This window comes from Streptomyces albipurpureus (assembly GCF_023701525.1).
GTDB lineage: Bacteria > Actinomycetota > Actinomycetes > Streptomycetales > Streptomycetaceae > Streptomyces > Streptomyces albipurpureus.
The window spans coordinates 166104-190149 of the sequence record NZ_JAMQAW010000007.1 but is presented as its reverse complement, the minus strand read 5'-3'; the positions used below and the strand labels follow the sequence as shown (position 1 = coordinate 190149).

General features: G+C 67.8%; 20 protein-coding genes and 1 pseudogene. 9 read left to right on the top strand and 12 right to left on the bottom strand.

Annotated elements, in window-relative coordinates:
• Positions 1 to 98 (bottom strand): tectonin domain-containing protein (locus tag NBG84_RS07945; protein ID WP_308312036.1); only part of this gene is annotated, 98 nt, incomplete at its 3' end.
• A 539-nt stretch (positions 99 to 637) separates the two neighbouring features.
• On the opposite strand from NBG84_RS07945, the gene NBG84_RS07940 reads away from it, so the two are divergent.
• A complete protein-coding gene (locus NBG84_RS07940) occupies positions 638 to 847 on the top strand; it encodes a hypothetical protein (protein ID WP_250918581.1) in 210 nt (69 codons plus the stop codon).
• Positions 848 to 911: 64 nt separating this feature from the next.
• Here the strand turns inward: NBG84_RS07940 and NBG84_RS07935 are convergent, their stop codons facing one another.
• The 4 genes from NBG84_RS07935 to NBG84_RS07920 form a co-directional block, all read right to left on the bottom strand.
• Complete coding sequence (locus tag NBG84_RS07935) at positions 912 to 1808, bottom strand: RNA polymerase sigma-70 factor (RefSeq protein WP_250918580.1); 897 nt, start codon at positions 1806 to 1808, stop codon at positions 912 to 914.
• A gap of 287 nt (positions 1809 to 2095) precedes the next feature.
• Positions 2096 to 3301, bottom strand: a complete 1206-nt coding sequence (locus NBG84_RS07930; protein WP_250918579.1) for an NAD(P)/FAD-dependent oxidoreductase — start codon at positions 3299 to 3301, stop codon at positions 2096 to 2098.
• Between the two features lie 144 nt (positions 3302 to 3445).
• The gene (locus NBG84_RS07925; protein WP_250918578.1) at positions 3446 to 4522 is read right to left on the bottom strand and encodes a DUF5954 family protein; all 1077 of its coding nucleotides are present in this window, start codon (positions 4520 to 4522) and stop codon (positions 3446 to 3448) included.
• Positions 4523 to 5309: 787 nt separating this feature from the next.
• The gene (locus NBG84_RS07920) at positions 5310 to 6350 is read right to left on the bottom strand and encodes a vWA domain-containing protein (protein ID WP_250918577.1); all 1041 of its coding nucleotides are present in this window, start codon (positions 6348 to 6350) and stop codon (positions 5310 to 5312) included.
• Between the two features lie 553 nt (positions 6351 to 6903).
• Here NBG84_RS07920 and NBG84_RS07915 point away from each other — a divergent pair.
• Positions 6904 to 8013, top strand: coding sequence for a glycerophosphodiester phosphodiesterase family protein (locus NBG84_RS07915; RefSeq protein ID WP_250918576.1), 1110 nt, complete (start codon positions 6904 to 6906; stop codon positions 8011 to 8013).
• A gap of 993 nt (positions 8014 to 9006) precedes the next feature.
• Entirely contained in the window at positions 9007 to 9864 is an 858-nt protein-coding gene (locus NBG84_RS07910) for a methyltransferase domain-containing protein (protein WP_250918575.1), read from the top strand.
• Positions 9865 to 10216: 352 nt separating this feature from the next.
• Here the strand turns inward: NBG84_RS07910 and NBG84_RS07905 are convergent, their stop codons facing one another.
• Complete coding sequence (locus NBG84_RS07905) at positions 10217 to 11182, bottom strand: TIGR03620 family F420-dependent LLM class oxidoreductase (RefSeq protein ID WP_250918574.1); 966 nt, start codon at positions 11180 to 11182, stop codon at positions 10217 to 10219.
• Between the two features lie 107 nt (positions 11183 to 11289).
• Between NBG84_RS07905 and NBG84_RS07900 the strand changes: the two genes are divergently transcribed.
• Together NBG84_RS07900 and NBG84_RS07895 are read left to right on the top strand one after the other, a co-directional pair.
• On the top strand, positions 11290 to 11883 hold the full coding sequence (locus NBG84_RS07900) for a TetR/AcrR family transcriptional regulator (protein ID WP_250918573.1): 594 nt from the start codon (positions 11290 to 11292) through the stop codon (positions 11881 to 11883).
• A gap of 362 nt (positions 11884 to 12245) precedes the next feature.
• Positions 12246 to 12779: a P-loop NTPase family protein gene (locus NBG84_RS07895; protein ID WP_250918792.1), complete on the top strand. Its 534-nt coding sequence runs from the start codon at positions 12246 to 12248 to the stop codon at positions 12777 to 12779.
• Between the two features lie 182 nt (positions 12780 to 12961).
• Here NBG84_RS07895 and NBG84_RS07890 read toward each other — a convergent pair.
• From NBG84_RS07890 to NBG84_RS07870, 5 genes and pseudogenes are all read right to left on the bottom strand, one after another.
• Positions 12962 to 13417: pseudogene (locus NBG84_RS07890) on the bottom strand (alpha/beta fold hydrolase); the annotation flags it as partial.
• Positions 13418 to 13919: 502 nt separating this feature from the next.
• Positions 13920 to 15080: an MFS transporter gene (locus NBG84_RS07885; RefSeq protein ID WP_250918572.1), complete on the bottom strand. Its 1161-nt coding sequence runs from the start codon at positions 15078 to 15080 to the stop codon at positions 13920 to 13922.
• Positions 15077 to 16627, bottom strand: a complete 1551-nt coding sequence (locus NBG84_RS07880; RefSeq protein ID WP_250918571.1) for a tripartite tricarboxylate transporter permease — start codon at positions 16625 to 16627, stop codon at positions 15077 to 15079. The genes NBG84_RS07885 and NBG84_RS07880 overlap by 4 nt, the downstream gene beginning before the upstream one ends.
• Complete coding sequence (locus tag NBG84_RS07875) at positions 16627 to 17163, bottom strand: tripartite tricarboxylate transporter TctB family protein (RefSeq protein WP_250918570.1); 537 nt, start codon at positions 17161 to 17163, stop codon at positions 16627 to 16629. Before NBG84_RS07875 ends, NBG84_RS07880 begins: the two co-directional genes overlap by 1 nt.
• Before the next feature lie 68 nt (positions 17164 to 17231).
• Positions 17232 to 18242, bottom strand: coding sequence for a Bug family tripartite tricarboxylate transporter substrate binding protein (locus NBG84_RS07870; protein WP_250918569.1), 1011 nt, complete (start codon positions 18240 to 18242; stop codon positions 17232 to 17234).
• Positions 18243 to 18377: 135 nt separating this feature from the next.
• Here NBG84_RS07870 and NBG84_RS07865 point away from each other — a divergent pair, with 135 nt between their 5' ends.
• Genes NBG84_RS07865 through prpB form a run of 3 tightly spaced genes read left to right on the top strand, consistent with a single transcriptional unit; the run spans position 18378 to position 21524 of the window.
• Positions 18378 to 19097, top strand: a complete 720-nt coding sequence (locus NBG84_RS07865) for a GntR family transcriptional regulator (RefSeq protein WP_250918568.1) — start codon at positions 18378 to 18380, stop codon at positions 19095 to 19097.
• Positions 19094 to 20611 (top strand): MmgE/PrpD family protein, encoded by a 1518-nt coding sequence (locus NBG84_RS07860; RefSeq protein ID WP_250918567.1) that lies wholly within the window; start codon positions 19094 to 19096, stop codon positions 20609 to 20611. The genes NBG84_RS07865 and NBG84_RS07860 overlap by 4 nt, the downstream gene beginning before the upstream one ends.
• 10 nt (positions 20612 to 20621) lie before the next feature.
• The gene (gene prpB, locus NBG84_RS07855; protein ID WP_250918566.1) at positions 20622 to 21524 is read left to right on the top strand and encodes a methylisocitrate lyase; all 903 of its coding nucleotides are present in this window, start codon (positions 20622 to 20624) and stop codon (positions 21522 to 21524) included.
• A 442-nt stretch (positions 21525 to 21966) separates the two neighbouring features.
• Here prpB and NBG84_RS07850 read toward each other — a convergent pair whose 3' ends face one another.
• Positions 21967 to 22848, bottom strand: a complete 882-nt coding sequence (locus tag NBG84_RS07850) for a hypothetical protein (protein ID WP_250918565.1) — start codon at positions 22846 to 22848, stop codon at positions 21967 to 21969.
• A 616-nt stretch (positions 22849 to 23464) separates the two neighbouring features.
• Between NBG84_RS07850 and NBG84_RS07845 the strand changes: the two genes are divergently transcribed.
• Positions 23465 to 23833 (top strand): hypothetical protein, encoded by a 369-nt coding sequence (locus tag NBG84_RS07845; RefSeq protein WP_250918564.1) that lies wholly within the window; start codon positions 23465 to 23467, stop codon positions 23831 to 23833.
• Positions 23834 to 24046: the final 213 nt, after the last annotated feature.

Below are 24046 nucleotides of genomic sequence, written 5' to 3'. Positions count from 1 at the left end.
CGGTAGATCTGACCCGACGAGTTGATCCCCCATACGTGCGTCCGCGACCCCACCGAGATCGTGGTGAGTCCACCAGAGATGTTCTTCCAGTCAGCCATCCTCGGCCCCTTTCGTTCGGATGCGATGCTCGGTACGCGGCGAGCATCCGGGACACCCGATCGGAGCAGTAGGGTGATTGACCGCTTAAATGATCCAGAAATCGACGTTTGGCGACCTCTTGTCCTGGGGCGCACCGACGGAAGGCGGTCTATGCCGGTCCCGGAAGTCCAAAAACGCCGTAACTCACAAGAGGAACTCCACGGTGCCGGATTGACGCCCCACCCCGGCACACGCCGTGGGTAGCTCAAGCGCCCGATCACCCCGGAACGAAGCAACGCTCACAACAAGGTCTCGGGGTAGGCCTGTTCGTCTCGGTGGCTGTGCACCCGTACCGCACGGCAGCCATGACAACTCTTCACCGGTCAATCGACTGTCCAGGCTCCCTCGCCCGCCGGACTCGGGCACCTTCATCTGACCAGCTGAAGCACTGCCCCTGAGAGCGCGCCCTCGGTGCCGTGAAGCGGCCTGGACGCGTTCTCTTGTGTCGGTGTGTTCGGTGGCGCCGTCGGTGTGGGTGTGGGTGTCAGTGGTCAGGGCGATGGTTGCGGGGTCTTTGCTGCTGGTCAGCGGGGTAACGCTCGTACGGTGCGACCGCCTGCTGTCCATCGACGGGCAGCAAGGACTCGAACGCCACCACGTCGACCGACTGCTGGCCAAGCCACCGCGCCCGGCCCCGCTGCTCAAGCTGACCGGGCGCAAGACCGTACAGCAGGGCGAACACGGCGTGTTCTGGCAGGCGATGTTGTGACACACGAGGTGAGCCGTCCTATCCACCGCTGCACCTGAGCTCCAGGTGGTCCGGCGTCTTGGTTTCATCGCAGTGTGAGCGGGGTCTCGGAGTGGATGCGGGACAGCTTCTCCGGGTTGCGGACGAAGTAGAGGCCCGTGATGCGGGTGTCTTCGACCCGGATCGCCATGATGCCGTCGATCTCGCCGTCCAGGTGTACGAGGAATGCCGGGTTGCCGTTGACCATGGTCGGGTTGAAGGTGAGCACCATTCCGCACTTGATAGTTCCGCCGACGACGAGGCGGGCCACCTTGTCGGCGCCGATGATCGGGCGCAGCGCAGCGTGCTTCACGCCGCCGCCGTCGCCCATATAGACGACCTCGGGGGCGAGTACATCGAGGAGGCCCTGAAGGTCCCCGGTTTCGAGCGCCCGCTGGAACGACTCCAGCGCCGCCCGGGTCTCACTCGGGGAGACCACCTTGCGAGTGCGCCGGGCGTCGACGTGCTGGCGGGCGCGGTACGCGATCTGGCGGACGGCCGCGGGGCTCTTGCCGACGGTGGCCGCGATCTCCTCGTAGCCGACAGCGAAAGCCTCGCGCAGCACGAACACGGCGCGCTCCGTTGGCGACAGCGTCTCCAGGACGAGCATCATCGCCATCGACACACTCTCGGCGAGCTCCACGTCCTCGGCCATGTCCGGCGCTGTGAGCATCGGCTCGGGCAGCCAGGGCCCGATGTAGGTCTCCTTTCGGCGCGTCAGGGTGCGCAGCCGGTTGAGGGCCTGCCGGGTCGTGACCCGGACCAGGTAGGCGCGGTGGTCACGCACTTGCTCCAGGTCGACCTTGATCCATCGCAACCAGGATTCCTGAAGGACGTCTTCGGCGTCGGCAGCCGATCCGAGTATTTCGTATGCGATGGTGAAGAGGAGGTTGCGGTGGGCGACGAACGTCCCGGTCGCGGGGTCAGCGGTGTGGTCGCTCATATCCCGGCCTCAATCCCGCGCGGCCGGCCCTCGTTGCCGAAGGTCTTCAGACCTGAATCCATAGGAAGATCCTTTTCGATGGCAGCCGTTCGATCCTGACCCACCTGCTCGGTGTGCTCGAAAGGGGGAAACCGCCCGGCGCACAGCTGTGACACACCGATTGACGACGAACTGCTACTCACAGGGCCGCTGATGAGCACGCGAGTGCGGCGGCGCCCCCGGTGAAGGCTTTGCCGCACGGCATGCGCTCCGCATCCGTTGTGGCCGGACCGACCACGAACGCCTGGCTAGGCTGACCGTTCAGCGGCGGCCGGCCTCTCGCCGCGCTCGCCCTGTAGCAGCAGCTGGCCTCTGGCAGCTCCCGACATGCGGTGCAAGCTGTACGAACCGGGCTTGCCCGCCTCGTTGGCCAGGTGCTTGGGGATGCCCATGCACACCAACTCCTTGAGCCTTGCGCCCAGGTGGCCGTCGATGTTGAACCACACCGCGACATCGGACCTGTTGGCGAACTGAAAGATGCCGGCGCCTCGGCCCAGGCTGATGCACTGGGCGCCGAACGACTGATTGAGGGTCGCGGGCCGCTCACCCGCGATACGGCTGAGCACCGTGTCGGCGGCCCGCGCGCCCAGAGGCATCGCTGCCTGGCAGCTCATTCGCAGCGGCACACCTGACGGCGCGGCCGAGTCCCCGGCCGCAACGATGCCCACGTCGTCCACGCTGGTCAGGGTCTCGTCAGTGAGCAGACGGCCCAAGGCGTCCGTGCTCAGCCCGCTGCGCACGGCAAGGTCCGGCACGCCGAATCCGGCGGTCCAAACGGTCACCGTACTCGGGAGCTCGCGGCCGTCAGCGAGCCGCACGGCATCGCGGGTCACAGCCGTCACCTTCATATCGGGGCCTTGGAGCACGGTCACACCGAGCTTGGCCAGCCGCCCGGCGACCGAGCGTCGCCCCCGAGGGTGCAGGTACGGGCCGAGCGCCCCTCCGCAGACCAGCGTCACGACGCGGCCTGCCTCCGCCAGTTCGGCGGCGATCTCGATGCCGGTCGGACCAGCTCCGACAACTGTCACCGCGGCCGTCGCGGGCGCGGCGTCCAGGACCGGCCGCAGCCGCCCCGCCTCCTCGAAGGTGGCAATCGGGTAGGCAAACTCGGCCGCCCCGGGCACACCCGGGTCGGCGCTGCCACTTCCCACCGCGTAAACCAGGTAGTCATAGCCGACCGTGCCGCCGGCTGCCAACGTCACGCTGCGCCCGGCCGCGTCGATCCGTACCACGGTGTCGACCACCAGCCGGACGCGTTCGCCCAGTACCTCTCGGTAGTCGACGACCGCGCCGTGGGATCCGACCACCAGTTGGTGCAGACGGATCCGATGGACGAAGGTCGCGCGCGGGTTGATCAGCGTCACCGTCACGTCCTCGCGCTGCGTCAGTCGATTGGCCGCCATGACGCCGGCGTATCCGCCGCCGATCACAACCACATCGGTGCTCTCAGCCATGGTGTCTCCTCCGATTCAAGGGGTTCGGACACAAGACACCGCCTGGTCGATCGCTGTGACAGCGTGTGAGGCGGATCACTCCCCGGGGTGGCCGACGGGACGGATTCCGGCCCGACCGGGTGGGGATGAGCCGAGCGTGCGCAGTCAGTCCTCGGGGAGGATGGCGCCGTCCTCGCTGAGTGGTGGATGGATACGGTCCGGATCATGGCTGTTGACGTCGGTCGGCCGTGGCCCTTCGGGGCCGTCGGGCCCCCAGCGCAGTAGGCGGCGGGTACGGGCGATCTCGTACAGGGTGCCCTGGAACTCCAGCTGGTTGACCCGGCCAGCCCGGAGTTCTCGGGCCGCCTCGACATACGGGGCCAGCTCGGGGACCGACGCGTCGCCGTCCTCTTCGACCTCCACAGCGCGTACACCGAGTGGTGAATCCGCGTCGGCGGGGAGCAAGCCCTGCCTCCGTGGCAAATACCAGGTCAGGGAGAAGTCCAGCGATTTCCGGGCCGTGTGCGCGGTGACATGCGGGCCGCTGAGCGGCCGCCACCCGGTCCTGGTCCGCTCCACCAAGGTGAACGTTGCGGGCAGCAGCAGGATGTTCGGGTGGGTCTCCAGTGCCCGGCGGGCATCCTCTTTCACCGCGTCGGGGAACCGGTCGCCGGCGTAGCAAAGGTCGCGCAGTGCCAGCCGCTCCGCGGCCTGAGTCGGAGTGACCGGCGCGCCAGGATCCAGAACCAGACCGCTGTCGACCTCTGGCTCCGGGCCGTCGGTCCAGTCGCATACGAGGGGTTCGGGATCGGTCGGGCGCGGCGGTTCCATGCCGTCGGCGCTGGTGACGGCGTACTCCTCGGCCCGGATGATCCGGTAACGGCTCCCGGCCGCTGTGAGGTCGTCCACACGTTCACTCTCCAGCCGGGCGACCGCAGCCAGCAGCGAGCGCCGTTCCTCCCTGTCCTTGGCTTCGTCCTTCGCACGGGACCACAACAGTGAGTTCAGGCTGTCGCGCGCCTCCTGCGGGTACCCGGCCGTCACCGCGACCACCACCTGCCACCGGTACCCCTCTCCGGGGGCTTGCGCGGCCACGCCGAACCGCGGGCCGCGTAATGCGAGATCGTCAAAACGCGCCGCCGCGTCGCTCGCGTCGGCTTCCACGGCAGCCTCCACCATCCCGACTGGCAGTTGCACCACCATGGGCCACACTTCGCGCGGACCAAGATCTTTTTGCTCCATGCCCCCATCCTGCCGATCCCGGTACCCTGCCGGGCCCAATTCCCCGAGCTGTCCCTCTTCCGGGGTTCGGGGACCTCGTCCCGGGGCCCAGTCGGGTACCGGGGGAGCGCACTGGATGAGGGCGGGGGGCTGGATCCACACGATGGTGATGCGCGGGGCGCCTTGGGCGAAGGAGTAGACGATGAGGCATCCGGGGGCGGTGACGTCTCGCCCCACCCCGGATTCCGCTGGATCCCGCACCGTGAGGATCGGCGGCGGGTTTCGCCATCCCCCTGGACCGAGCCGCTGCCGCAGACCGCCCGGTACGGGTTGCGCGCAGTGGCCGCCGCCGGGGCATAGGCCACGCGGAGAAATGGCCCAGGACTCCACCGGCTGACCATCGCTGTCCACAACCCCGCTGTGATCCCAGGCCGCCTGAGAACCCAGCTACTCCCCACCCGCCCGGCGCGCCCCGGCAGACAGTGCCCAGCGGGCTGTGACCCGCGACAGAACCTCCGAGGCCCCCTGGATCTTGCCCTGGAACACCGGCCGCTCCGCCGAGCTCATCGCCCCTCCGAAGATCGGCCTCACTGGCGGTGGTTGATTCGAGGGCTCGGCGGGTCAGGCCTGGGGAGGCAGGCCCCATCACAGGACGGACCCGCGGTCGCGGACGTCTCCCCGGTGCGGGGGAGGCGTTGGTCAGCGTAGGTTGGCGGGAGTCGAGGTTCGTTCGCCCGCACGGCTGCTCTGTTGCCGGTGGGGTGCCGGGACGACGGGGCCTTGGCGATCCGTCGGGGTTTGCCAGGCCTCAGAGCATCAGCAGCAGCCGCGTGTTCGGTACAAGCTTCCGGTTCACGCTGGTGCTCTGCACGAAGATCGTGAAGTCCTCGTTGTGGTCCGGCTTGACGCGAACCTCCGCGTCCGGCAGGCCGAGCAGGGCTCGGGCCTCAGGCCCCGTGTACACACGGTCCGTCTTCTTCTCCAGCACCGCGATCTGCTTCCGAGCCTGGACCTTCTCCGACTTACTCAGCTGGTAGAACGCACCACCGGTACGGTAGGTGTGCCCGCATTCGACGACCCAATCCCGGATCGCCGCGTCACGGGCCACCGTGATGAGCTCGTACTCCGAGGCATCCACCGGGGTGAGGCCGGCTGCCTTGAGGGTGTCCTTGTTGACCGCTTCAGCACCCGAGGAGAACACCGCCCGCGATCCCCGGATGCCCTGACTACGGCCCACCATGAACTTCTCGGTGGCCTGCCGGATGACCTGTCCGGCCTCCTCCAGACCCTGTGTGCTCGTGGCGTCCCAGATGGCGATGTTGTCCTTCGGGAAACCCCACTGCATGGCCTCGCGCTTGCCCATCTGGTCAGGCACAAGGACGGCCAGCGTCCAGTTGTCCTCCTGCGTCTCGACCATCTCGCCGACAGCCTCCGCCAGTTCACGCGGGCCCCCAGCAGGGGCATTCGGGCAGCGATGACTCGCGTTCTCCTGCCCGTCGGTCAGCACGAACGTCAGGAAGCTGTGGTCGCCGTACAGTTGAGCCGTCTGCGCCAGCTCCCGCTGGGACTGCAGTGCGGCCGCCAGCAGAGCTGTCATTCCACCCACCCGATACAACTGCTTCAGCGACGGCATCCGCAGCACGTCCTTGTCGTAGATCACGCACTCCACCTTGTCGGCGAAGACGTACACCGTGACGCGGGTCTCCTGGTCCAACTCCCGTGACCGGCGCGCGAGATAGGCGATCTGCTGGTCGGCGACCTCCACGACCTTGCGGCTCAGGTGAGACATTGACGAACTGGCATCCAGCACAAGAGCAACGTGATTGATGTAGTTCTGGATTGCGGACATTCCAGCTCCCCCTCTTGGTGATTCGATGCTCCTACCGTCTCACCCACCACTGACAATCGACCTCGGCTCCCGGACCGGGTGAAGAGCCCCCGACCAGTGGCGCAGCCGGGAGGCAGTACGAGACCCCGGGCACTGTCACAGCGCGGGAGCGCCGGATGCGACGCCTGGAGCAGGCGGCCCGCCGACACCCGTCAGCGGAACCCACGACGCCGGGTGACCGCAGAAGTCACAAGGTCGCATGCCCTGATCAGCCGGCCGCACAGAACGGGCCCCGGCTGTAGCCCATGGTCGCCATGCTGCCGGTCGTCCACCGCGTGACTACGACACATCACCTTGACCGAAGAACAGTGGCGTCCCGACCGGTGACAGTTCCGTGAGCCCAGCCCCTGGCCTATCGGTGCGCTCGGAGCCTGGAGAGGCGGGGAAGGGGCCGGTGCGTCCCTGACCGTCGATGCGGCGCCATCAAGGAGTCGCTTTTCGGACACCCGGGGGCAACCGGCGTTCCGGATGCTGTGCAGGCACCGAGGACCACTTTCACCTGAAGGGGCAGCACATGCCGTATCTCCCGATGGCCACGCGCGGCCGGCGTTTCTCCGGCTGGCGCCTCGCTCTTCCCGTCATGGCCGCACTCACGGCGGTGCCGCTACTGGCGCCACAGGCCGAGGCGGCCCCGGGGAAGCACAAACCGGAACACCGCCAGCGTTTTGACCTGCAGGCCCATCGCGGCGGTCTCGGGCTCGTCGTCGAGAACACCGTCGCCTCCTTCTCCAACGCGCTGAGGACCGGGGTGACCACCCTCGAACTCGACGTCCAGATCACCCGGGACGGCAAGGCGGTCGTCACCCACGACCGCCGCGTCGGCGCGACCAAGTGCCGCGACACGTCACCGGCGGCACCGGGAGACCCGCAGTACCCGTACGTCGGCAAGTACATCGTTGACCTCACCCTGGCGCAGGTTCGCACCCTCGACTGCGGGTCGCAGACCCTTCCGCAGCACCCGGGGCAGCGTCCCAGCCCGGGGGCGAGGATGCCGCTGCTCTCGGAGGTCTTCGAACTCGTCGACCGCCACAAGGCACGCAAAGTCATGATGAACGTCGAGACGAAGGTCGAGGCAGGGGCGCCGCACGAGACCGCACCGCGGGAGCGCTTCGTGCAGGTCGTCGCCCGCGAGGTGCGCAAAGCCCGGGTGCTGGACCAGGTCACCGTCCAGAGCTTCGACTGGGGCGCGCTGATGCGGATGCGCGAGGTCGAGCCCCGCCTGCCCATCATCGCCCTGACGAACGGGCAGCAGTTCCTGCAGGCGGGCATGCCCGGCAAGTCCCCGTGGCTGGGCGGTATCGACATCGACGACTTCGGCGGCGATCTGGTGGCAGCCGCCGATTCGTTCGGGGCGGACGCCATCTCGCCCGTCCACGGCAACCCACAGGACGGAAGGGTCGACGCCCCGGGGTACCAGCCCTATGTCACCGCGAAGCTGGTCGACCGGGCGCACAAGGCGCGCATGAAGGTGATTCCCTGGACCGTCAACGACACCGCGACCATGCGCAAGCTGATGGACGACGGGGTCGACGGCATCATCACGGACTACCCGGACAGGCTCCGCACGGTGATGGCGGAACGCGGCCTCAAGCTCCCGAAGCCATACCGGACCGCGCGTTCCTGACGCTCCGAAGGCCTCGGCCCACGGGCTGGCCGGGCTCGACCGGCCGGCCCGCACTCCGTCGCCCATGACCGGCGGCGTCGGCGTTCACCCGGAGTTGGTGGAGCCCGGCATGTCCCTCCTCTCCGGTCGGGGCGACAGGGGACCGTCCGCACGCCCGGCCGTAGCGGCCCGCGGCTCGCACGTCAGTCCCGGCCGTTGTGTGTCGGGAACCAGGGGATGCCCGGGGAGGGGGCGGGTGGGCGCGCCCGCCATATGCCACAGCCGGCCCGCGGCCTGGGCGAGCAGCGCTCTTTTCCAGGGCTCCCTCGCTCTGCGGCAGAAAGCTCGCCCCGCGTGCGGCCGCCATAGGACCTACGGCCCGGTCCACATCATCGGCCTGCGTGTGCAGAAGCCCTGGGGCGCCTCCGAGGACGTCCACACCCCCGAGTCTCTGGCGGCCGTGTGTTGCCCCGGGGTTTGGTGGCAGCTCTTTACCGGGGTGTCGGAGCACGGGATTCGTGCGATATATTGATCTTGCGCTCGTGGCCGGGATTCCCGGTTGCGGGACTGGCGTTGGTGGTCTAAGGAAAGTCACCCCACTTCCCGTGGGGGGATGCAGGTGCAAGGCCTGCCCAGCGCTCGATCAAGGCCTCGGTCTCCCTGTGGAGGCCGGGGCCTTCGTGCTCTGACAGGGCAGGTTCAAGGCCGCCGGCCTCCCCCTCCCGGAGCCCGTCGCCGAACTGACGCGGGCCTGGGGGCACGCCTGCCAGCGCCTGCCCTACGTCCCTAGCCGAAGCGCCCGATGGCTCTTCCCCGGCCGCCGATGAACTCGCCAAGCCTCGATGCCCGGACCCGCTGGCTTGCGATCGGATGAGCGAGCCGTGACCATCCGGACCCGCTGGGGGAGTGCGGGTTGCCCCGCTGCTCCGGTGCTGCTTGCGTGCGCTCTTGGCCCTGTCGGAAGAACGGCGGACGATGGTCTGCCCAGCACTCGAAACCGAAGGACGTACACGGATGTCGACAGAGCGCGATGGTGCCACGGCCGGTGCCGGAGAGATCGCCCAGGAAGTGGGCGCGTTCTACGACGCCACGGAGCTGGCATGGGAGGCTGCGCTCGGGAAGTCCACACACCATGGGTACTGGGACGATCCACGCGATGCGTCGGTGTCTCTGGAACAGGCGCAGGACCGGATGATCGACGTGGTCGGTGTGGCCACGGGGCTGGACGCGGGCCGGCGGCTGTTGGATGTGGGGTGCGGGCGAGGCAGGGCGGCTCTGCGGCTCGCCGCCGCGACCGGTGCCCATGCCGAGGGTGTGTCGGTCAGTGCTTTTCAGATCTCCATCGCGACAGCCGCGGCAGCCGAAGAGGGTCTGACCGACCGGGTGCGTTTCCAGGTTGCCGACGTGGTCTGCCTCCCTTACCCGGACGCCAGTTTCGACGTTGCGGTGTTGATGGAATCCGCCTGCCACTTCGAGAGCAAGACCACAGCGCTGAGGGAGATCCGCCGCGTTCTGGTGCCGGGCGGACGGATCGTGCTGGAGGACGTGCTGACCGCCCGAGGCGCGGACCCCGGGCGATGGGCTGAGGTCAACCGGCTGATCCCGGTCTCCTTCGTCACCAGTGACAGTTGGAAGGCACTCCTGGAAGCCGAGGGCTTCACCGGCGTGTCCGTGCACGACATCAAGTCCCACGTCCGGCCCACCTACGCTGCCCAACTCGTCAACCTCGCCCGCAATCGCGACGATCTGGCCAGCAAGATCGGGGAAGAACCCACCGCCCTGATCGAACACCTGTGTAGGGCAACCTCCGCACTGGGCGAGGAAGGTGTCATGTCGGTGGAGATCATCACCGCCCACGCCCCCGCCTTCTGACGCACCCGCGGCTACGCGGAGCATCTGATCGAGCGGGCCCGAAGCCATCGGTTCCCCCCGCCGACCTCGGCACCGTACGTGAACACCCCACCGTGCCACCCGTGCGTGGCGCGCCTGCTCGATCTGACCCGTCCTTGACCTCGGCCGGGCATCCCCTCACTCCTGATGCGCTGTCCCTCCCCTGCCGCTCGGGGCCTACCTCGCGCCACAACACGAAAGCAGGCATCCCACGTCCGCCCACCGGCAGGGCTCTGACCGGGCCCCTGAAGAGAGGCCGGGCAGCAGCTTGGCAAGGTCCTCCGGCTGCCAGGATCGAAGGGATGGGGGCCGCCATGAGCAGTCAGAGTCCGCCCTACCGCTGGCGGTCAGAGGGTTCTCGGCTGAGTGCGACCCGCGGGGACCGGTGATGCAGCAGAACGGGGGCCAACTCCCGCCACGCCTGCTCCGGCAGAGTGGCTGGGGCAGCGGTGAGCACCTGCAGACACACGTGGTCGGCCCCTGCGTCGAGGTGTTGCTGGACGCGTCGGCGGATCGCTTCCCCGTCTCCGTAGCAGACGATCGCGTCGACCAGCCGACGGCTCGGGCCGCCGGCGATGTCCGCGTCGCCGAAGCCGAGCCGTCTGACGTTCGCCTCCTGGTGCGGCGCCATGGAGAGGTAGGTGGCGACGTGGGCTGAGGCCACTTCGCGGGCGCGGCTGAGGTCGGTGTCCAGCACCACGGCCTGTTCCACGCCGAGAAACGCGTTCGGCCCCATCAGCCGGCGGGCCCGCACGGTGTGCTCGACGGAGACGAAATACGGGTGCGCGCCCCAGGTGCGTTCGGCAGCCAGTTGCAGCATCTTCGGGCCAAGGGCTGCCAGAACCCGGCGGGGAGCGGGGTCCGGCACGGGTCCATGGGCGGGTACCGCGTCCATGGAGTCCAGATAGGCGCGCATCGTGGGCACAGCCCGGCCCCGGGCCGGCACGGGAAATCCGTCGAGCTCGTAGATGGTGTCGTCCACCCGATGCCCGCCCAGCCCCAGGATGTAGCGTCCGGGGAACGCTTCGCCGAGCGCACGTGTCGCGGTAGCGGTGGCGACAGGGTCCCGGAACGCGATGTTGGCGATACCGGATGCGATGGTGATGCGCTGTGTCGCCGACAGCAGCAACCATGCCTGGCCCACCGCGTCCCGTCCGAACGCCTCCCCGTACCAGATGGCCCCGTAGCCCAACTCCTCTAACTCCGCTGCCGATTCACGCACCCGCCCGGCCGGCTGTCCCTCGAAGGCAAGGGTCCAGATCCCGACCTGGCCCAACTCGTTCTGAGTGACTTCTGGCATCGCTGCTCCTCACGCACGCGTTCCGGAGAGGTTCTCCGGTTGATGTCCGCTACGATACGGAGAGGTTCTCCGTTTGACTATCCCGGAGACAATCGAAGGACGGAACGATGTCGACCAGGCCTGGCCGCACCTCCGCGCAACCACCGCAACGCACAGACGCCAGACTCAACCGGGAGCGCCTCCTGGCCACGGCGCAGGAAGTGTTCGCCGAAGCTGGACCCGAGGCATCCCTCAACGAGATCGCCCGCAGAGCCGGTGTCGGCCCGGGGACCCTCTACCGTCACTTTCCGAATCGCTCGGCCCTGCTGACCGCGGTCCTCAGGGACCGGATCGAGACGCTGTGCGAGACGGCAGAAGAGCTGCTCTCGGCGGAATCCGCCGACGACGCCCTGGCGCAATGGCTGCACGGCTTCCTGGCTCACGCCCGCCTCAACAAGGGAATGGGCGGCGCTTTGATGATCGAGGAGCCGGCCGCGCTGGGAATCGACTGCCATCAGCTGATCCTTCACTCGGCGGCCGCTCTGCTCAGCCGGGCCCAGCAGCAGGGAACAGCTCGCGCTGACCTGAGCGCAGACGACGTCATCCGACTGGTTGTCGGTATCGCGCTCTCCACGGCCCGCACCGAGGACCCGGGACAGCCCGACCGGCTGCTCGCTCTGGTACTCGATGCCGCTCACCGGCCACCACAGGGGAGTGCATGATCACTGCCCGTGCGTTGGGCTGCTACCCGCCCGCCGGCATGGAGATCGGCCAGTACCGAGGGGCATCCACAACGCCCTCTTCCCCGTGCCGAGCCGCGCCGAGCAGTCCCTCCCGCGCAGAGACCCCCTCCGACCTCACCGGGGGTGCCCCACCCAGCGAGAACCGCTGGCGCGGGAGATCCCTGAGGCCCCTCGCGGTCCGCGCACCCGATTGGCACGGCCCAGCAGAACGGGGCTTGGAGAGTCATGCTGCTTCTGAGTAGTCTCTGGTCGCCCGCCCCGACCGGCGGTGCGCGCTGACCACCGAGGTTGGGCCGCCTCCGCTCCGAGCGGTGTCGGTGGCCGCCAGTCTTCGCCTGGTGATGGCGGGCACCGAAGAAACACGGCTGGTCATGCTGCGCGGCAACAGCGCCTCGGGGAAGTCGGGCATCGCGGCCAGCCTCCGTGAGAGGTTCGGCCCTGGCCTGGCCCTGGTCGGCCAGGACAACCTCCGCCGGATCGTCCTGCGCGAGCGGGACCGGCCGGGAGCAGCCAACATCGGCCTGGTCGACCTGACCGCCCGCTACGCCCTGGACGCCGGGTTCCACGTGGTGGTCGAAGGAATTCTGCACTCCGACCACTACGGTGAGACGCTCACCCGGCTGTGTGCCGACCACTGCGGCTCGACCCACGGCTACTACCTGCACATCCCCTACGAGCAGACCCTCGCCCGTCACGCCACCAAGCCGATGGCCAACGAGGTCGGCGAGTTCCAACTACGCGACTGGTACCGGGAACTGGACCTGCTGCCTGGTGACTTCGAGACCGTCATCACCGGCGACAGCACTCTCACCGAGACGGTCGACCGCATCATGAGTGAGACCGGCCTGGTCGGCGTTCCCGCGTTGGAGTCCTGACAACACGGGACCCGGGCGCCTGACCGCCCCCGGTTCGCCGTGCGCGTCGCCATCCGCCTGAGGCAGCACCCATCGGTGTTTGCCGCCGCCCCGCACAGCAGCGCCACGGAGTCCGGTCCGTTGGGGTGGGCAGGTTTGTCGAGTCGGTTCTGGGCGTTCGCCATGGTGCGGGAGTCTGCCAGGTCAGCCTCGGTGATGAACGGTTCCGGCAACGGATTCGCACCGTCGATGAGGAGCAGCCCTGCGACGGTCTCAGGAGACTCGGCGGCATAGTGCACTGCCAGGTCCGCGCCCAGCGAGTAGCCCACGAGCACGGGCGCCGAGGACAGGCCACGCCGCCCCAGCTCCGCCAGTACGGCGACGAGATCGCTCAGAAAGGCATCAAAGGAGTACCGGTCGGAGGCCGAGGCGGGACCATGGCCCCGGAGGTCGAAGGTCACCACGTCGTGGTCGCGTCGAAGGAGCTCGGTCAGCTCGTGCAGGTCGGCCTGGGTCGAGTTCAGTCCTGGGCACAGGACCAGCGGTCGCCCCCGGCCACCCCGGGACACCGGGATCGTGACGCCGTCATGGTGGACGGTGAAGTGCCGTACCGCCCTGTCGCCGCCTTCGTCCGGTGTCCTGTCGTCGCCGGTCGGCATGTCGATGGTTGTCCCACGGTGAGTTCTCTGTCTGATTCCGGGGACTTCGCCGGAGTCGTCCACGACTACCTCACGGTCACCGGCGTACGACTCGCGCAGCCCTGCGGCCTCGGTCGCACTGTCTCTCGTCGTCATACCGACCAATTCTGAGAGGTTGACCCTGCGTCAGGGGCAACCCTCGCGGTGGTGTGAAGTCCTCCTCGAACCTGCCGCCTTCGGACCCGCTGGTGCGCCTCCTCGAAGGGCACAACACCAGGGCGCGCTCAAGGGCTACTGGGTTCGGACGGAGTGAGGGCTGCCATCCCAGGGAAGGCGCAGGCTCTCGACGGTGCGTCGAGAGCCTGCGCAGGAGCGATCAGGTTCGCCTGGCCGAGACCGGCAGCGTCGTCCACGACCTTCCGGACTCGTACCCGACGGTGATCTCGTGAGGTGCCGACGGACCCGACGGCGCAGCGCCAGAGTGGCTTGGCGCCTGAGCCGGTCGGATGTTGCCGGCAGCCAGTCAGAGATCGTCGGCGATAAGGAACCGTGCCGCTGCTGCCGTGCCGAGGAGCCCGATTCCGGTGACCACGAAGACGCCTCCCGTACCGATGCTGCCTGTGAACCCGCTGAGTATGGCGGGGATCACGGACTGGCCCACGCGATTGCCGCTCAGACGCAGGGCGAGCCACGTCGACGTGGTACCAGCGGGGGCGGCGGCGGTCACGATGGACATCGACAGTGGCTGACCGATCCCGAGGGCGAATCCGGCGATGGCGAGCAGGATCCCTGAGACCACGATCGGGACGGGAGCGGCGAGGGCGCCCACCGCCGCGCCGGCGACGATCGTGGAGACGTAGGCCAGCCGGGTCCGTCCGACCCTGCTGGCCAGTCGTGCCAGACCCAGCCGTGAGGCCATCGTTGCCGCCGCGCGCACAGCGAGCAGCACACCGATGGTCGCCGATGGGATCTCACGTTCCACCCCGAGGGCGGGGAGGTAGACCTGGATCAGGTCGACCGCCGCGAGTACGAGCATGCTGAGCAACATCGCACCTGTCATGGTGCGCTGGGTCGTCGGCGGGACCTGGAGGGCGGACCGCAGCGAGTGCTCGCTGCCGAGGCGCTGGTCCGCGTTGTGCGCGGATGGCAGCAGACCGGTCATCCCGAGCAGGATCGCGCACGTGGCCGTGTAGATGGCGAAGAGGATGTCGGTGTCCGGGAGCACCGCGCTCCCTCCGACGGCCGCGAGCGCCAGGGGGGCCGCCGCTTGGCCGAGGGAGGCGGCGAAGGTGTACGTACCGAAGGCGGAGTCCAGTTTCTCCCGCCCGAGCTGGGCCACGAGTGTCTGCTGGCCCACGACCGCGAGAAGGTGCCCGAGCCCGATGACGGCGTTCCATATCAGCAGGCTGGTCAGGCTCTCCGACCAGAGGTGGACTCCCACTCCCGCCCCTACCATCAGCGCGCCGCCGAGGATGAGGCTCAGCTTGACGTGGCCGCGGTCGTTCCAGCGTCCGATGGCCACCGCCACGACGAGCGGTAGGAGGGCGAAGCTCGCGGCGATGAGGCCCACCAGCTGCGGGTCGACGCCCAGCTCAATCGCCCGGTAGGCCGATGTGGGTCGAACGATGTAGGCGGCCAGCTGGAGCAGGAACGCATGGCACAGGAGGGCCGCAGGGGCTCTCAACGGTCGGAGGGCTCCCGGACGTCGGGAACCTCGTCATCGCGGTCGGCCTCGGCGAGGGTGTTGTGTCGCTTCGGCCTGCGCAGGAGGAACCCTCCGAGCAGGACGACGGCCAGCGTGAGATACACAACGATGGTGAACGGTGTCGACACGAGCGTCCCGATGTCGCCGCCGGCGATGTCGAGTGCCCGGCGCAGCTGGACTTCCGCGAGGGGCCCGAGGATCGCTCCCACGATCATCGGTGAGACGGGGAAGCCGAACCGGCGCATGAGATAGCCGACGACACCGAAGAAGAGCAGTACTCCCACGTCGAACGAGCTGCCGTTCACGGCGTAGGTGCCGAGCAGGGCGAAGACCATGATGCCGGCGAAGAGATAGGGCTTGGGAATCTTGAGGATCTTCACCCAGAGGCCGATGAGCGGCAGGTTCAGGCCGAGCAGGATGACATTCGCGATGAGCAGGCTGGCGATGAGACCCCAGACGAGCGCCGACTGGGTGTCAAGCAGTTGCGGACCGGGCTGTATGCCGTACTGCTGGAAGGCGACGAGGATGACGGCCGCCGTGGCGGACGTGGGGATGCCGAGGGTCAGCAGGGGAACGAGGGTACCGGCGGCGTTGGCGTTGTTCGCGGCCTCCGGTCCCGCGACCCCCTCGATCGCGCCCTGCCCGAACTCCTGCGGACGCTTCGACAGCTTGCGTTCGAGGGTGTAGGACAGGAAGGTCGGTATCTCGGAGCCGCCTGCGGGGATGACCCCGAGCGGGAAGCCGATGGACGTGCCGCGCAGCCATGGCCGCCAGGCTCGGCGCCAGTCCTCTCGGGACATCCAGTTCTTGCCCTTTTTCACCTGCATGACATCGAAGCGGCTCGACACCTGGTGTGCCGCCACATAGAGCACCTCGCCCAGCGCGAAGAGCGCGACGATCAGTACGACCGTGTCGATTCCGTCGAGCAGTGACACCTGTTCGAAGGTCAGACGCTGCTGACCGCTCTGGAAGTCGAGCCCGACGATCCCGACGGTCAGGCCGAGTGACATCGAGATGAGTCCGCGAAGCGGTGAGCTGCCGACGAGGGCGCTGACGGTGAGGAAGGCGACCACCATGAGCGCGAAGTAGTCCTGGGCGCCCAGTTGGATGGCCACCTTGACCATCCACGGCGCGAAGAACGCCAGCAGAAGCGTGGCGATGGTTCCCGCGACGAACGACCCGATGGCGGCGGTGGCCAGTGCGGCGGCACCGCGGCCCTTGCGCGCCATCTTGTTGCCGTCGATCGCGGTGATGACCGAACCGGACTCGCCGGGGGTCTTGAGCAGGATCGCCGTGGTCGATCCGCCGTACATGGCGCCGTAGTAGATGCCGGCGAACATGATGAACGCGCTCGCCGGCTCAAGCCCGTAGGTCATCGGCAGGAGCAGAGCGATGGTCAGCGCGGGACCGATCCCCGGCAGGACGCCGATCAACGTTCCGACGATGGTGCCGATCAGTGCGAAGAGCAGGTTCTCGGGGGTGACGGCGACCGAGAGCCCGTGGAGAAGTCCTTCCCAGCCCGACATCAGAGCACCCCTTCCAGGACACCGGCGGCCAGCGAGATGCCGAGGGCACGCGTGAAGACGAGATACACCACGATGGACAGCACGACCGCGATGGCCGCCGACTTGAGGTGGCTCCGAGCCCCGAGGGCCCACGCCGTGAGCCAGAAGGCCAGGGCGGAGACGATGACATAGCCGAGGGTCTCGACCCCGGCTATGAAGATCAGCACGGCGCCTACGCAGACGGCGAGGGGTACCCACCTGGTGTTGCGGACGTCCACGTCGCCTTCGGCCGCATCGGCCTCACCGCGCTTGCCCCGCGCCACCTGAACGCCGAGCGCCACGGAGAGTGCGATGAGCAGTACGCCGACCACTTTGGGCATAAAGCCGGCTCCGACCCCCGACGCGGACGTCGAGGTCGCCTGCCCGAGGCCATCGAGCAGTGTGACAACGCCGATGGCGAGAAGTCCGACCGTCACGGCCCACTCGCCCAGGGCCACGCCTCGTTGGTCATGGGACTGGGCCGAGGAGGGCTCGGGTGTTGTCGGGTGGGTGCTCATGGGTGTGCCTTTCTCACGCCGGGGTGGTGGGTGCCCGCACGAGGCGGGCACCCACAACGAAAGTCAGTTCACTTCTTGGACAGGCCGAGGTCGTCGAGAACTCCCTTGACGCGGGTGTTCTCCTCCTTCAGCCAGGTCGCGAACTCGTCACCGGCGATGAAGTTGTCGTTCCAGGCGTTCTTCTTGAGGGTGTCCTTCCAGCCCTGCGAGGCGTGCATCTGCTTGATCGCCTCGGTGTACTGGGTCTTGAGCGCGTCGCTCACACCGCTGGGCGCCATCATCGAGCGCCAGTTCTGGAACTCAAGGCCCTTGTCGACGTCGGCGGCGGTCTGAGCGAACTGGACCCCCTCGACCTGCTGGGCGGACGAGATGAGGAGACCGCTCATCTTGCCCTCCTTGATCTGGGCGGAGAACTCGCTCAGACCCGAGACACCGGCCTGGACCTTGCCGCCGAGGATCGCGGTGGTCGCCTCGCCGCCGCCGCTGTAGGGCACGTAGTTGACGTCGGCGGGCTTGACGCCGTAGTGCTTGGCGAGCAGACCGATGAAGATGTGGTCGGCGCTGCCTGCGGAACCGCCGGCGATGGAGACCGCCTTGGGGTTCTTCTTGATCGCCGCGAAGAGGTCATCGACCGTCTTGTAGGGCGAGCCCTTGGGCGTGACGATGACCTCGTACTCGCCCATGAGGCGGGCCAGAGGGGTGAGGTCGTCGAGTGTGACATCGGTGCCGTTGCTGATGACACCACTCATCATGGCCAGTCCGGAGGCGATCCAGAGGTCTTCCTTGCCCTTCTGAGGTGCGACCTGCGCGAGGGCTACGGTGCCCGAGGCACCGGGGACGTTCTTGACCTCGGGCGACTTCGCGAGCTTGGCGGTCCTCAGCGAGTCCTGGACCGCGCGGGAGGCCTGGTCCCAACCACTGCCGGGCGCCGCGGGCGCAATGATCTCAAGGCGGTTGAGTGCCTGGAAGTCCTTGCCGGCCTTGTTCTTCTCGCCCGAGGAAGTGTCGTTTCCGCTGCCGCATGCGCTGAGGGCAATGACAGCGGCCGCTGCTACAGCGGAGATGCGGGTGATCTTCATGGGAGACATCCTTGTCCCTGCGACTGAGTGTCTGGAGACACGGAATGTATACACACGAAGGGGGGCTCACAAGAGTTTGCAGGCATCTCATGCTCACTCGTGACCTTTAAGCCAACTCATGTATACACTCCGGGCATGTCGACCACTTCCCCCACTGCCGCGGGACGTGCCTATGCCCAACTGCGGTCGGAGATCCTGGAAGGCGCCCTGCCACCGGGCGCCCCCCTCTTAGAGGTGGAGCAGTCCGAGCGCCTTGGGGTCTCCCGCACCCCGGTACGTGAGGCTCTGCGCCGCCTTATCGCCGAGAGCCTCGTCGAACCGTCGGGAAAACGTGGTCTCGTCGTCACCCAGATCGCCGAGCACGACGTGCGAAGCCTCTTCGAACTGCGTGCCTGTCTTGAAGCCCAAGCCGCCCAACTCGCGGCCGCCCGCGGCAAGTCAGCGGTCTTCGCGTCATTCGAAGACCAGTTCGCACAATGGTACGACCACTTTCGGGGTGCCACGGTCAGCGACGAGCACGTGGGCGACTACTTCGCGCTCATCCACCGCTTCGACGACGCCATCAGCGCGGCGACGGACAACTCCTTCCTGGTCGACACGATGGAGAACCTGCGGACCCATATCGGCCGGGTGCGCCGTATGGCCCGCCACTCCCAGGACCGGCTTGAGGCGTCCGCCTCGGAGCACTCGCTCATCGCGCGAGCCATCTCCCGAGGCGACGCCGCGCTGGCCGTCCACGCCACACACGTACACCTGCACAACGGCTTTGAGCACTTCCGCCAGTCCTGGCGTCCTCCCGAGAGGGACGCGACCGAGGGACACCGCCCACCCAGAGCAATGGAGACGCCCCGATGAGGAACCATCCCGTCCGATCTCACCGCAGTGAGGAGAACCTCCCCCGCGAGGAGCAGTTGGCCTGGAAGATGGCACAGCTGGCCACGGACCCCGTCGAGGTCACCGACTCCGTCATCGAGATGATCATCAACCGCGTCATCGACAACGCCTCAGTCGCCGCCGCCTCCATCGGCCGCTCGGCCCCCTCCTCGGCTCGTGCGCAGGCGTTGTCACACGCTCCGAGTCGCTCGGGCCCGGGCTCGACGCTCTTCGGGCTGGGACCGGACGGGCGCACGAGTCCCGAATGGGCGGCGTACGCCAATGGAGTTGCGGTTCGGGAGCTTGACTACCACGACACATTCCTCGCAGCGGACTACTCGCATCCCGGTGACAACATCCCGCCGATCCTCGCTGTCGCCCAGCACACGGGCAAGGACGGGCGCGCGCTGCTGCGCGGTATAGCGACGGGCTACGAGCTGCAGATCGACCTCGTGCGCGCCATCAGCCTGCACAAGCACAAGATCGACCACATCGCGCACCTCGGCCCGTCGGCCGCGGCGGGTATCGGAACCCTCCTCGACCTGCCCACCGAGGTGATCTACCAGGCCATCGGCCAGGCGTTGCACACCACCACGACGACCCGGCAGTCCCGCAAGGGTGAGATCTCGTCGTGGAAGGCGTACGCACCCGGGTTCGCCGGCAAGCTCGCGGTCGAGGCCGTGGACCGGGCGATGCGCGGCGAGACAAGCCCGGCCCCGATCTACGAGGGCGAGGACGGAGTCATCGCCTGGCTGCTCGATGGCCCGGAGGGGCGCTACGAAGTGCCGCTGCCTGGCTTGGGAGAGCCCAAAGAGGCGATCCTGCTCAGCTACACGAAGGAGCACTCGGCCGAGTACCAGGCCCAGGCATGGATCGACTTGGCGCGAAAGCTGCTGCACCAGCACCCCGACGTCGCGGATCCGGCCAAGGTCGAGAGCATAGTGGTGCACACCTCCCACCACACCCACAACGTCATCGGCTCGGGGGCGAACGACCCGCAGAAGTATGACCCGAACGCCTCGCGCGAGACGCTCGACCACTCGCTTCCCTACATCCTCACCGTCGCGCTACAGGACGGACGCTGGCACCACGTCGACTCCTACGCCACCGAGCGGGCTACGCGCCCCGACACCGTTGCGTTGTGGCAGAAGGTCACCACCGTCGAAGACCCGGTGTGGACGGACCGGTACCACGCGGGCGGTGACAGCCAGTCCTACGGCGGTCGTATCGTGGTGACCCTCGTGGACGGTCGAACCATCGAGGACGAGATCGCCGTGGCGGACGCGCACCCCGCCGGAGCTCGCCCCTTCGCCCGGGAGAACTACATCGAGAAGTTCCGTACTCTCGCGACACCCGTACTGGGAGAGGTCGAGGTGAAGCGGTTCCTCGATCTGGCGCTGCGTCTTCCTGAGCTCGGCGTCGACGAGGTCCGGGACCTGACCTTCGTCGCCCAGGCGGGTCAGCTGCCGTCCGCCGGCCGACCCGGAATCTTCTGAGGAGCCAGCGATGCTCTACACGACGCAAACCGATTCGGACAAGCGCCGGTCCTTTCGCCAACGACTGGCCTCCGGCGAACTGCTGCGATTGCCAGGTGCCTTCAACCCGCTCTCCGCGCGGCTCATCGAGCGCCGTGGCTTCGACGGCGTCTATGTATCCGGCGCGGTGCTGAGCGCGGACCTCGGCCTTCCGGACATCGGGCTCACCACGCTCACCGAGGTCGCCGGGCGCACGCGCCAGATCACCCGCGTCACCGACCTTCCCGCGCTCGCCGATGCCGACACGGGTTTCGGGGAGCCGATGAATGTCGCGCGCACGGTCCAGGAGCTTGAGGACGCCGGTCTCGCGGGTCTGCACATCGAGGACCAGGTGAACCCGAAGCGCTGCGGCCACCTCGACGGCAAACAGGTCGTCGACGCTGGGGCGGCAGCGCGACGGATCCGGGCAGCCGTCGACGCTCGGCGCGACCCCGACTTCCTCATCGTGGCTCGCACCGATGTGCGCGCGGTCGAGGGGTTGGAGGCAACGATCGAGCGGGCGCGACGGCTGGTGGACGCCGGGGCGGACGCGATCTTCCCGGAGGCGCTGCGGACCCTGGACGAGTTCGCCCAGGTGCGCGCCGCGATCGACGTGCCGCTCCTTGCGAACATGACCGAGTTCGGTAAGAGCGAACTCTTCACCGTCGACCAGCTGGGGGATGTCGGGGTCAACATCGTGATCTGGCCCGTCTCACTGCTGAGACTGGCGATGGGAGCGGCTGACCGTGGCCTGAGCACGCTGCTCGACCAGGGTTCGCTGACAGACCGGCTCGATGAGATGCAGCACCGGCGCGACCTGTATGACCTCCTGGACTACGAGAGCTACAACCGTTTCGACTCCTCCGTCTTCAACTTCCAACTGGAGGCTGACTGACCGTCGAGTTCGTCCCGCCGTGCCCGATCTCCTGGTCCGCTGACCACGGATGTTGGCGACGGGCGAACCCGCTGGACAAGAAGAGGGCCTCCGTATGGGGTGGCGCGACTGCCGGCGCGCACCCTCGTCAAACGGAGGTCCTCATGTCCCACTGGCAACCCGCCGTCTCCCCGTCAAACCACTCCTGACAGCTCCGGACTGCCTTGGTGGATGGCACGGGCCCAGGCGTCGTGACCGCGCCTGGGTCCTGATTCGCAGACTTCGCCAACCACCCGCTGCAACGCGATGCCTGGCACGCGCTGGCACGCCCATTCCACGCTCCCTCGGACAGGAAGGAGCCCCGGGTCTCCGGTGCGTTGTTCGGAGGCCAGTCCTCTGTCGGATGCTTGCTGTGGGGTGGGAGTGGTCGGCGCGTTCCCCTGCGGTGGTGCCAGCGTCTGGTTCAGTCGCTCGGGAAGAGCACGCGGGCTAGCTGGTAGGGGAGGGCGTACAACCCGCCAGCCAGCAGAGGCAGGCCGATCACTGTGTAGAAAGTGCACCTGGCTACCAGCGCGGCCACCGATTCGTATGGCTGAGCGCCTACTCTGCCGAGCGGGTCGTGGATGACCTGAATGCGTGGCGGGTCCTCGGCGATCGTACGGACGGTAGGGTTTGCGTTGTACTCCTGCCGTTCGCCGGCGTTGTCGATGAACACGAAGACCTTGTGTCTGCCCTCGCGCCGATCGAACACCGCCACTACCCCTACCCCTCGGCGGCGTCGGATCACCCAGCCCCGCACCGTGAACACCAGCCCCGCGACCAGGCCGAGCCCGCCGAGTAGGGGAGCGGTTCCCGCCAGCCAGAACGTGAGTGAGTCCGACTCACCCGCTACCGCGACGGTCACCAGCCCAGCCACCCACAGGACCAGACACGTCACCAAGACGATCACGAGCCGTCGGCCTTGTCGCTGCTGCTCCGCGGTTCGCTGCCGGGCCTGTGGGTCGGCTTCTTCGACGACCAGTTCTGTGCCGTTGTCCATCGGGTGTGCGGCGTGTGCGGCGGGTAGTGCGGCGGTAACCGTCTCCGCGAAGAGATTCGCCGTCACAAAACTGCGGCCGTCCAACTCGTAGCGAACAGGTTCCGACCCCTCGCCCGTACGCAGGGTGATCTCCACTGCGGGCCGTTTGTACCTTCCGACACTGACTTCGACGCCGTGTACGGCTGCCAGCGGTATACGCCGCCGCAGTCCGTCCTGTTGGAGGACGATCACCCCGTTGTCCAGCCAGACGTTCCCCTTGAGCCCATGGACGTAGAGGGAGCGCGTTGAGACCGATTCGGCTGTCATTGCCGCATCGTACGAGGCGTCCCAGTCCAGTGACACTGGCGTGAGGTGGTTCCCGGCGTGCCAGGCTGGCTGCGGCACTGGTCTGAGGCAGTTCCCCGGCCACGCCGGGTGCGGTTGGTACCCGCGGCCCGGGCGTCGCCCGCAGCCTCCTGGCCCCGGTACGGCCCGCTTCCGCACCCGCCCCGGACAGCATCGGCCCCGCGGTGGTATCACGGGCGTTGGGGGCAGTCGGACTCCGTACACTTTTCCCGGACGCGGGGCCTGGCGGGCACGGTAGGTCGCCCGCCAGGCCGGAACCAGCGCGACCCGGCCTTCGGTGTTGCGGCCGCAGGCAGTGTCAACGGCATAGGCGAGCAACGACCCGCTCACCGGGCGTCCGGCAGACACAACGGCCGCAGTCCCGTCCTGGACGAAAGGACCGCCAGCACAAATGCGGGCGGAGAATCCTCGGCAAATTCGAGACGGTACGTGCCATGAATTCACGCCCATTCCGCGCCCTTGGCACGCCCTTCTTTCAACCTTTCTGAGCCTTCTGAACTCCACCGCCGTGACCTAGAGTTCACGTCAGTCAGGGAGAGGAACACCCGCCCTGAGGTTCTTAGTGGAGGAGAAAGCAATGAAGGCTTCGACTTTCCGCGTCGGCGGTTTTCTGGGCGCTCTCATGCTCGGCGCGAGTATCTTAGCGACACCCGCAATTGCGGCCGGCAGTGAGAGCGACGACGCTCTGGCATGTGTCGGGTGGAACAAGACGCGAACCGAAGGCGGGGGAAGCGGACAGATCTGTAACGGGAACACCGCGAGCGGCACGATCTACGACGCGAGGGCTGACGGAAGGTGCCCGTTCATCAAGTTCTACTACGCCGGCGGCGGGCACAAGCAGAGCCCGCAGGTGGGCCCGGCGGGTACATCCCGGTCCTTCACCGTGTACGCCGACGCGGGCAGGTACTTCAACGGCACAGCATCCGCGGAGTGGCGTTCCTGCTGATCACTCTCCGCGGGGCCACCCCGGTGAAGGACCATGGCCGGAATCCCTGTCAGGGCCAGGCCGTGAGGTAGGGGGAGCGGCCGGCCCGATCGCGGTCGGAGTGCTTGCCCGGTGGAGGGGGCCGAGGCATTCGGTCCCCATCCATGTCACCGCAGGATTCGGGGCAGCCCACCAGCTGCTGAGTGACTGCTAGCAGGAACCGGACAGGCTGGG